Origin of the sequence: Pseudomonas sp. 24 E 13 (assembly GCF_900004715.1) — a bacterium.
Classification (GTDB): domain Bacteria; phylum Pseudomonadota; class Gammaproteobacteria; order Pseudomonadales; family Pseudomonadaceae; genus Aquipseudomonas; species Aquipseudomonas orientalis_A.
Map to the genome: position 1 here is coordinate 1 of NZ_CVTO01000148.1, position 9,326 is coordinate 9,326.

The window sequence follows — 9,326 nt, forward strand, 5'->3', positions numbered from 1 at the left end:
CGTCACGGTTGGCGGCGTGGCGCTGGAGCCTTCCACCGGCACACCGTCGTCGCCTTCGGAGATGCCACCGGCTTCCTCAGCCAGCGGGCCGCGCATGACCGGTTGGCCGACCATCGGCAGGTTGGTCGGTTGGCCGGAGTTGGCGAATTCGACATTTGGCGTGGGCTTGCCCAGTGGCAACTGCGCCTGTTCGGTTGGCGCGCCAGCGGTGGTCGGCGCCTTGCTGCGGCCTGGAATCAACCAGGCGGCGGCAACGGCGACCACGACAACGGCGGAAATAGCCAATACGTGCTTCTTAGGCATAGTGAACCCCATCTTTGGACGCTTGACCGCAGAGCGGCTGGCAATCATGGCTTCGATCATTGCATCGCGGGCAACCTGATTGATGTTGCCAGGCCAGCCATCGGAGCTTTCGTGAATATCAGAGATCTGCGCAGCGGAGAAAAGTTCGATACCGGCCCCTGCGCCTTCGAGGCGCTGAGCCAGGTATTCGCGGGTCTCTTCTTCTTCGTACGGCTGCAATTCGATGACGTGGAACAGCTCTTGCTCACCGCTGATCTGTTCCAGATCGGCGATCAGCGACGACTCACCGAACAGGAACACATGGGGACGACCTTCCGGCGTACCCGCCGCCAGCGCCAGCAATGCTTCCAGGGCGGACTCGTCGAGTTGCTCGGCGTCATCCACCAGCAGATAGACTTCCTGGCCGGTCAGGCCCAGTTGCACCACCTGCTTGAGGATCGCGTTCGGCTCGGCGTTGGCGACGTCCAGCGCCTGCGCCACCTGGCGCAGCACGCCGGCCGCATCACCGGCGCCACGGGCCGAGACCACGACGCTCTGCACCGATTGCTTGTTGGTGCTGGCGACCAGCGCCTGGCGCAGCAACGTCTTGCCGCTGCCCAACGGCCCCGTGACCACCAGCAGCAACTGGCTGTAGCGCGCGAGGTGGTGCAATTGCCCCAGTACCGGCTTGCGCTGGGCAGGGAAGAATTTGAAACCAGGCACCCGTGGAGCGAAAGGGTCGTGGCTCAAGTGATAATGGCCGAGGAACGCCTCGTCGGCATGCAAACTAGTCATCGCGATCTTATTAACCTTTAAGCTGGGCCAGGGCGCGGTAATCCGCTCCCAGCGTGGCCTGTAAAATCTCTTTCGGATAATCGTCGGTCACCACCGCTTCGCCCATGTGGCGCAACAGCACCAGCCGCAGCCGACCGTCGATCACTTTCTTGTCTATTGCCATGTGCTCCAGGAAATCCGCTTCGGTCATCTCGGACGGCGGAATCACCGGCAAACCGGCGCGCTGGAACAGGCGGATCCCGCGATCACGCTCCTGGGCGCTGATCCAGCCCAGGCGCTGCGACATCTCCAATGCCATCACTGTGCCAGCCGCGACGGCTTCCCCATGCAGCCACACACCATAGCCCATGTGGGTTTCGATCGCATGGCCGAAGGTATGACCCAGGTTCAGGGTAGCCCGTACACCGGACTCCCGTTCGTCGGCATTCACCACCAGCGCCTTGGCTGCGCAGGAGCGGGAAATTGCCTCGGTGAGTGCCACCTGGTCGAGGGCGCGCAGGGCGTCCATATGTTCTTCCAGCCAGGTCAGGAAGGGCTCGTCGCAGATCAGCCCGTACTTGATGACTTCCGCCAGGCCCGCCGACAGCTCGCGGGGTGGCAAGGTGTTGAGGGTGGCCGTGTCGATCAGCACGGCCTGCGGCTGATAGAACGCGCCGACCATGTTCTTGCCCAGCGGATGGTTGATGCCGGTCTTGCCGCCTACCGATGAATCGACCTGGGACAACAGCGTGGTCGGCACCTGGATAAAGTCCACGCCACGCTGGTAGCAGGCGGCCGCGAAGCCGGCCATGTCGCCGATCACACCGCCGCCCAGGGCGACCACGGTGGTGCGGCGGTCATGCCGTGCGCGCAGCAGGCCATCGAAAATCAGCTGCAGGGTTTCCCAGTTCTTGTGGGCTTCGCCGTCGGGCAGGATTACCGAGATCACCGAGTACGCCGCCAGGCTGCGGCTCAGACGCTCCAGATACAGCGGCGCCACCGTTTCGTTGGAGATGATCGCCACCTGCCGACCGGCAATATGCGGTGCGAGCAGTTCGGGCAGGTCCAACAGACCTTCGCCAATATGGATCGGGTAGCTGCGCTCGCCTAGATCGACCTTAAGTGTCTGCATGTGTCCCCGCGTTGAAGATAGTGTGACGACCGGTAACGCCTGGATCAGACGCTGCCTGATGGCTCTACGCCATACCCCGTAAGGTCATGGCGCGCCGCCGAGAATAGCGCATTTGCGGCCAGGCTTTAACGGGGTGCCAGCCGTTGCAGGCGCTCAAGAATATCTAGTACCACCATTCGGGGCGGCCGTTCATCGGTTTCCACCACCAGATCGGCGATCTCCCGATACAGCGGATCGCGCAGCGCAAGCAGGTCCCGCAGGGTTTTTTCCGGGTTGGCCGTGCGCAGCAATGGGCGATTGCGATCACGAGCCGTGCGGCCCACCTGCTGCTCGACCGAGGCATGCAGATACACCACCCGACCACCGGCATGCAGGGCGCGGCGATTCTCATCACGCATCACTGCGCCTCCGCCGGTGGCCAATACCACGCCATCGCAGCCGCACAGCTCGGCAATCATTGCCTGCTCGCGGTCGCGAAAGCCCAGTTCGCCTTCCTTATCGAAGATCCATGGGATATTGGCACCCGTGCGCAATTCAATTTCCTTATCGGAATCTTTGAACGGCAGGCGCAGCTCTTTGGCCAGCAAACGGCCGATGGTGCTTTTTCCAGCCCCCATCGGCCCTACAAGAATCAAATTTCGCACAGAATCAACGACTCACAGCAATCGCCTGGTTATTCATGATACGCGGAGTCAGGAATACCAGCAGCTCGGATTTTTTCTCCGACCGCACATCGCGCCGGAAAAGGCGGCCAAGATACGGCACATCGCCCAAAAATGGCACTTTATCTAGCACTTTGCTCTGGGTATTGGAGAAAACCCCGCCGATGACAATGGTCTCGCCATCCTTGACCAGGACCTTGGCATTGACCTCGTTTTTCTTGATCGGCGGCACGTCGTTGAGTTTGTTCAAATAGTCGGGTTCGTCCTTGGTGACTTTGACCACCATGATCACATGATCGTCGGGGGTGATCTGCGGCGTGACCTCCAACGACAGCGAAGCTTCCTTGAACGATACCGAGGTGGCGCCCTGGGACGTGGATTCCTGATAGGGAATCTCGGTGCCCTTGAGAATGCGCGCGGTTTCCTTGTCCGAGGTGACCACCTTGGGCTGCGAGACGATTTCGCCGTTGCCGGACTTTTCCATGGCGGTCAGCTCAAGGTCCAGCAGCAGGTTGTCGGTGATAAACGCCAGCCCCAGACCCGAGGTGCCGGTCAGCGAACCCAAATCGACAAAGGGTGAACTGGGTGGATTCGGCGGTGGCTGCGCGCCATCTGCCGGGGGTTTTGAAATACCGCCGGCGCCCCAATTGCCGCGATTGAGCCGCCCACCCCAGCGCACGCCCAGGCTTTTGTCGTAATCGACATTGGCCTCGACAATGCGCGCCTCGATCATCACCTGGCGCACCGGGACGTCCAGCTGCGCCACGATCCGCCGCAGCTCTTGCAGCCGCTCTGCGGTCTGGTAGGCGATGATATTGTTGGTGCGATCGTCCACCGCCACCGAACCGCGTTCGTCGGTCGCGCCTTCAAAGCCGGCCATGGACTGGAACAGCTTGGCCAGGTCCGCCGCCTTGGCGTAATTGACCTGCAGTAACTCCCGGCGCAACGGCGCCAGTTCGGCCATCTGCTTGCGCGCCTCCAGCGTCAGCAGTTCGCGTGCGGCCAATTCGTCGGCGGGGGCCACCAGCAAGACGCCGGCCTTGACCCGCTTGTCCAACCCCTTGGCTTGCAACACCAGGTCCAGCGCCTGGTCCCAGGGCACGTCCTTGAGCCGCAGGGTGATCGAACCCTGCACCTCGTCTGCGGCCACCAGGTTCAGGCCGGCGACATCGGCGATTTGCTGCAATGCCGCGCGCAAATCGATGTTCTGGAAATTAAGGTTCAGTGTGTCGCCTGTGTAGTCGGCCGACGACGTGCTTTCAGGCGGCGGCAGATGGATAAGGTCGACGCGATTGGGCACAGCAGCAGCCATCGGCACCGTGAACGCTATCCATAGCGCCACGCCGAAGGACAAGAAAATCCTTTTCATTGTTTGATTCCGTTATGAGTTGACGTTCAACACCAGCGTTCGTGGGCGCTCCAGCCAGAGGCCCTGTTCATCGGGAAAGCGCTCGACCAGTTCCACATGGCCGTCCTGGATGGACGTGACCTGACCATGATCCGGACCGAGGTAGTCGCCGACCGCCAGCCGATGCACCGTTGATCCGGCACGCAGCAACGCAAAGCTCTGCCCGCCGCCGGACAGCGTGCCGACCATGTCGAACTGGTCGATTGCGATGCCCTCCAGCAGCCCGCGCGGCCGCGTGAGATCCGGAGCAGGGGCGGGCCGCCCAGGCGAATGATCCGGTTGCAAGGCTGTCAGTTGAAACGGGTCGCGCAGGGAGGTCGCGTCGTACACAAAGCGCGGAGCCGGGACGCCCGCCTGTGATGCCTTGCCCCCCTGAAAAACGCCTCGATAGGCCTTGATCAGCAGCTCCAGCCGCAACAAAGCCCCTTCCGAGCGCAACGCCAGGTCATGCACCGTGACGACGCGCTGCAAACTACCCAGGGCGCTGACGAACGCCGCCAGGTCGTGATAACCCCCTGTAACGCCAACCTTCAAGGGCTGTTCGACATGGAACGGCTGCGGCGCCTCGTCCATCACCTCGACGCCCTCGACCCATACGCCCTTGGCAACCGCCAGCCGAGCGATGTCTTCAAGCAAGTCCGGCACTGCAGCGTCGCCGGACAGTTGCCCTTGAAGATCCGCGACGGTGTCTTCCATTACCCTGACGCGCTCGGTGTGCGCCTCAAGGTCTGCGGCCACACCGGCACTCTGTTCAAGCTGCCCGCGCAGCACTTGCTCGCGCGCCTCCAACCCGTGCAATCGCGCTCGCGAAGCGCCCAGGTATGACACTTCTGCTATCAACAGCACCAGGCCGCCCAGGGTGCAGCCAAGCAGGACCTTTGCAGGCCAGGGCCATTTTGCAGCGTTGTAGGTGAGTGCGCAAAAGTCGAGCCCGGGCAGGCTCATGGTTGCGCCTCGATGGTTTCCCCCTGGCGCACCATCAACTGAAACTGATGAGCGCCGCGCTCACCCTCTGCCTGAACACGCTCGAGCCGCGCCGAATGGCCGCCTTGCGACGCCTCCAGCCGACGCATCAACTGGGCGATATCCTGGTTGCTGTCGGCACTGCCGCGGATGCTGAGCGTGTCGCCGTTGGCGACCACCTCATGCAGGTGAACGCCATCGGGCATCGTGCGCGCCAGCTGATCGAACAGCCGAGCGCCGGAGGAGCGCGCGTCGTGCAGATCCTGCATCACCTTCATGCGCTGCGCCAATTGCTGGCTTCGCTCCTGCAGGTCGTCGATGGTCTTGATTCGTGAGTCATGCGCGGCAACATTCCCGTCCAGGCGCACGTTGCGGGTGACCTGCCGGTCTATCGCCTGGTCGATCACTTGATCGGCCAGCCACACCGCCGCGAGCGCCAGGCAGGCAAACGCCAGCAAAAGCACCAGCAAATACTTGCGGCGCCGCTCGGCCAGCAGTTGGCGCCAAGGCAAAAGATTGATTCGTGTCATCCAGCGAAACTCCTCAGGGCCAACCCGCAAGCCACTCCCATCCCGTGGGCATCGGCGGCCCATTGTGCGCCATCGACTCGATGACCTGGCGTGAAGCTGGCAAAATCCTGACGGCAAGCGCGCTCCAATGCAAATGCTTCGACATCCACCACCCGCGTCACCAGCCCGGCCAGGCCCAGGACCGCCTCGCGCGCCTCGACCTGTTCGCGCAGGCAAGCCGCCAACATGACCTGCACCCGCCCGGCGCCCTGGGACGACGGGCCGCGTACCTGAAAATCGATGGCGACTTCGTCCAGAGGATAAGGAATGTACTGGTCGGCCTCCATGTGTATCTGCCAGGCCCTCTCTTCGTCGCTGAGGCCTGCGTCCATTTCGATCACCCGCGTAATCACCGACGGGCCCGAGACGGCCACGGCTGCGTGCCTGGCGCGACTGTGCAGCCGCGATAATGCCTGCTGCAGCGCCCGCCCGGCCCCTTCAAGGTCGAGCACTGTGCCATCGACCACCGCATGCGCCGGCAACCCCTGCGCGGCGTAGCCCTGAATGCTGAAACCTTGCGCCGAACGGCCCAGCTCGATCAGCTTGATACCTCGGTCATTGATGTCGACGCCGAGAACGATGGCGTGTTTTCGCCTGAAAAATCCCTTTCCCATAAAACTCCCTAAAGCTTTGCCTGTCTTACCGCCTGATTGCCTCCGGGCCGTGCATTCGGTCGACTTGTTTGAGCCGTGCGAATGACGCCCGGAGGCGAAAATGCTTTAATGCCCAGCGTTTTTTCCCGCTTTTTATCTGCCGCCCGGGTCGATCCATCGTTCGCCATGCATGCCCCGACGCGTAACTCTTTCTTTTCTCTGGAAATCCAAAAGCCTTGATTCGTCTGCTGAAGTTTTTCGGGTACTCCATTGTCGCGATCGTCTGCGGGCTGCTGCTCGTACTCAGCGGGGCCTACCTCTACCTTAGTCCGGGTTTGCCGTCGGTAGAGGCCCTCAGAAGTATCCAGTTGCAGATTCCTTTGCGGGTCTACAGCAGCGATGAAAAACTGATCGCGGAGTTCGGCGAAATGCGCCGTACACCGATCCGTTTCGCCGACATTCCGCCCAATTTCATCAACGCATTGCTGTCGGCTGAAGACGATAATTTCGCCAACCACTACGGCGTCGACCCCAGCAGCCTGGTCCGTGCAGCCACGCAATTGGTAAAAAGCGGACACATTCAATCCGGCGGCAGCACCATCACCATGCAGGTGGCGAAGAACTTCTTCCTCACCAGCGAGCGCAGTTTTTCGCGCAAAGCCACCGAGATCCTGCTGGCGCTGCAGATCGAACGCCAGTTGACCAAGGACGAAATCCTCGAGCTGTACGTCAACAAGATTTACCTGGGCAACCGAGCCTACGGCATCGAGGCGGCGTCCCAGGTGTACTACGGCAAGTCGATTCGGGATGCGAGCCTTGCGCAAATGGCGATGATTGCCGGCCTGCCCAAGGCGCCGTCGCGCTTCAACCCGCTGGCCAACCCGGCGCGCAGCAAGGAGCGTCGCGACTGGATCCTGGGGCGCATGTACAAGCTCGGCAAGATCGACCAGACGGCTTACGAAAGTGCCGTGGCCGAACCATTGAACGCCAGCTATCACGTGCCGACGCCGGAAGTGAATGCGCCGTATATCGCCGAAATGGCCCGTGCGGAAATGGTTGGCCGGTATGGCAGCGAGGCCTACACCGAAGGTTTCCGCGTAACCACCACCGTTCCGAGCAACTTGCAGGAAATTGCCAACCATTCGCTGCACGATGGCCTGATCACCTATGACCAGCGCCACGGCTATCGCGGCCCTGAATCGCGCCTGCCGGGCAAGACCCTGAGCGCCTGGACCACCGAACTGGGCAAGCAACGTCCGATCAGCGGCCTGGAGCCGGCGATCGTCACCCAGGTCAAGAAAGATGGCGTGCAGGTACTGACCCGCAGCGGCGAAGCGCATGTGGCGTGGGACAGCATGAAATGGGCACGTCCATTCCTGAATACCAACAGCATGGGCCCGATGCCCAAGCAGCCGTCCGACGTGGCGCAGGTGGGTGATTTGATCCGCGTGCAACGCCAGGCCGATGACAGCCTGAAATTCAGCCAGGTACCGGTCGCCCAGGGCGCACTGGTGTCCCTGGACCCGCAAAATGGTGCGATCCGCGCGCTGGTCGGCGGCTTCGCCTTCGAACAGAGCAACTACAACCGCGCCACCCAGGCCAAGCGCCAGCCGGGCTCAAGCTTCAAGCCGTTCGTCTACAGCGCCGCGCTGGATAACGGCTATACCGCCGCCAGCCTGGTCAACGATGCGCCGATTGTGTTCGTCGATGAGTACCTGGACAAGGTCTGGCGCCCGAAGAACGACACGAACACCTTCCTCGGCCCGATCCGCATTCGCGAGGCGCTGTACAAGTCGCGCAACCTGGTGTCGATCCGCCTGCTGCAGGCGATGGGCGTGGGCAAGACCATCGACTACATGACCCGCTTTGGCTTCGCCAAGTCTGACCTGCCGCCGAACCTGTCCCTGGCCCTGGGCACCGCGACCCTCACGCCGATGGAAATTGCCACCGGCTGGAGCACCTTTGCCAACGGCGGCTACAAGATCTCGCCGTACCTGATCGACAAGATCGAGAGCCGTAATGGCGACACACTGTTCACCGCCAACCCGCCACGGGTACCCGGCGATGTGGTCAATGGCGTGGCGGCAACCGATGGTCTCGCCGCGCCGAGTAACGGCGGCATCACCATTGAACCGACGCCGGGTACGACGCCTGCCGCAAACCCTCAAGCTCCGGGCGAGCCACAGGCACCGGCGGTGGCTGAACGCATCGTGGATGGCCGCACCACCTATATCCTCAACAGCATCCTGCAGGACGTGATCAAGAAGGGCACCGGCCGACGTGCATTGGCCCTGGGCCGTGCGGACATCGCGGGCAAGACCGGTACCACCAACGAATCCAAGGATGCCTGGTTCTCCGGCTACAACGGCGACTACGTGACCACCGTATGGACCGGTTACGACCAGCCGGAAAGCCTGGGGCGTCGCGAATTCGGCGGCACCGTGGCGCTGCCGATCTGGATGAGTTACATGGGCGCAGCCTTGAAGGACAAGCCGCTGCACACCCAGCCGGAACCGGAAGGCATCCTCAGCCTGCGCATCGACCCAGTCAGCGGCCGCGCGGCCTCGCCAAGCACGCCGAACGCCTACTTCGAACTGTTCAAGAGCGAAGACACGCCGCCGTCAGTCAACGAGCTGGGCAACGGCGCCGTACCGGGCAGCCCGCTGCCGGCGGATGAAGGCGCGCCGATCGACCTCTTCTAAGGCACAACACAGTTCCAATGTGGGAGGGGGCTTGCCCCCGATTGCAGGCTGTCAGCCAATGAATCCGGGACTGATGTACCGCTATCGGAGCATAGATATCTACACAACTCTGTAGCGCTCAACCGTAACCACGATGCGAAGCGAGTCGCTCTTGCTCTTGCTCTTGCTCTTGCTCTTGCTCTTGCTCTTGATCTGCTTTTGATCTTGATCTCAGGCGCCCCGTTAAACCACGCTGGCCGAA

7 protein-coding genes and 1 pseudogene are annotated in these 9,326 nt (G+C 62.1%); 1 reads left to right on the top strand and 7 read right to left on the bottom strand.

The window, feature by feature from the left end; all coding sequences use genetic code 11:
- The 7 genes and pseudogenes from BFP90_RS20930 to pilM form a co-directional block, all read right to left on the bottom strand.
- The coding region (locus tag BFP90_RS20930) for an AAA family ATPase (RefSeq protein ID WP_065897889.1) at positions 1-1,077 on the bottom strand (1,077 nt) is incomplete at its 3' end.
- A gap of 10 nt (positions 1,078-1,087) precedes the next feature.
- Complete coding sequence (gene aroB / locus BFP90_RS20935) at positions 1,088-2,188, bottom strand: 3-dehydroquinate synthase (RefSeq protein WP_065885697.1); 1,101 nt, start codon at positions 2,186-2,188, stop codon at positions 1,088-1,090.
- Between the two features lie 125 nt (positions 2,189-2,313).
- Positions 2,314-2,832, bottom strand: a complete 519-nt coding sequence (aroK, locus tag BFP90_RS20940; RefSeq protein WP_065885698.1) for a shikimate kinase AroK — start codon at positions 2,830-2,832, stop codon at positions 2,314-2,316.
- A 4-nt stretch (positions 2,833-2,836) separates the two neighbouring features.
- Positions 2,837-4,090 (bottom strand): annotated as a pseudogene (locus BFP90_RS20945) (type IV pilus secretin PilQ); the annotation flags it as partial.
- Between the two features lie 141 nt (positions 4,091-4,231).
- Positions 4,232-5,203, bottom strand: coding sequence for a pilus assembly protein PilP (locus tag BFP90_RS20950; protein ID WP_065897890.1), 972 nt, complete (start codon positions 5,201-5,203; stop codon positions 4,232-4,234).
- Positions 5,200-5,751: a PilN domain-containing protein gene (locus BFP90_RS20955; RefSeq protein WP_065885700.1), complete on the bottom strand. Its 552-nt coding sequence runs from the start codon at positions 5,749-5,751 to the stop codon at positions 5,200-5,202. Before BFP90_RS20955 ends, BFP90_RS20950 begins: the two co-directional genes overlap by 4 nt.
- Positions 5,748-6,404: a type IV pilus biogenesis protein PilM gene (gene pilM, locus BFP90_RS20960; RefSeq protein ID WP_065885701.1), complete on the bottom strand. Its 657-nt coding sequence runs from the start codon at positions 6,402-6,404 to the stop codon at positions 5,748-5,750. Before pilM ends, BFP90_RS20955 begins: the two co-directional genes overlap by 4 nt.
- Before the next feature lie 218 nt (positions 6,405-6,622).
- Between pilM and BFP90_RS20965 the strand changes: the two genes are divergently transcribed.
- Positions 6,623-9,085, top strand: coding sequence for a penicillin-binding protein 1A (locus BFP90_RS20965; RefSeq protein ID WP_370671703.1), 2,463 nt, complete (start codon positions 6,623-6,625; stop codon positions 9,083-9,085).
- Positions 9,086-9,326: the final 241 nt, after the last annotated feature.

Bases quoted from the DNA above. Each gene is read 5' to 3' on its own strand.
- aroB (WP_065885697.1), bottom strand. From the start codon at position 2,188: ATGCAGACACTTAAGGTCGATCTAGGCGAGCGCAGCTACCCGATCCAT.
- BFP90_RS20950 (WP_065897890.1), bottom strand. From the start codon at position 5,203: ATGAGCCTGCCCGGGCTCGACTTTTGCGCACTCACCTACAACGCTGCA.
- BFP90_RS20955 (WP_065885700.1), bottom strand. From the start codon at position 5,751: ATGACACGAATCAATCTTTTGCCTTGGCGCCAACTGCTGGCCGAGCGG.
- pilM (WP_065885701.1), bottom strand. From the start codon at position 6,404: ATGGGAAAGGGATTTTTCAGGCGAAAACACGCCATCGTTCTCGGCGTC.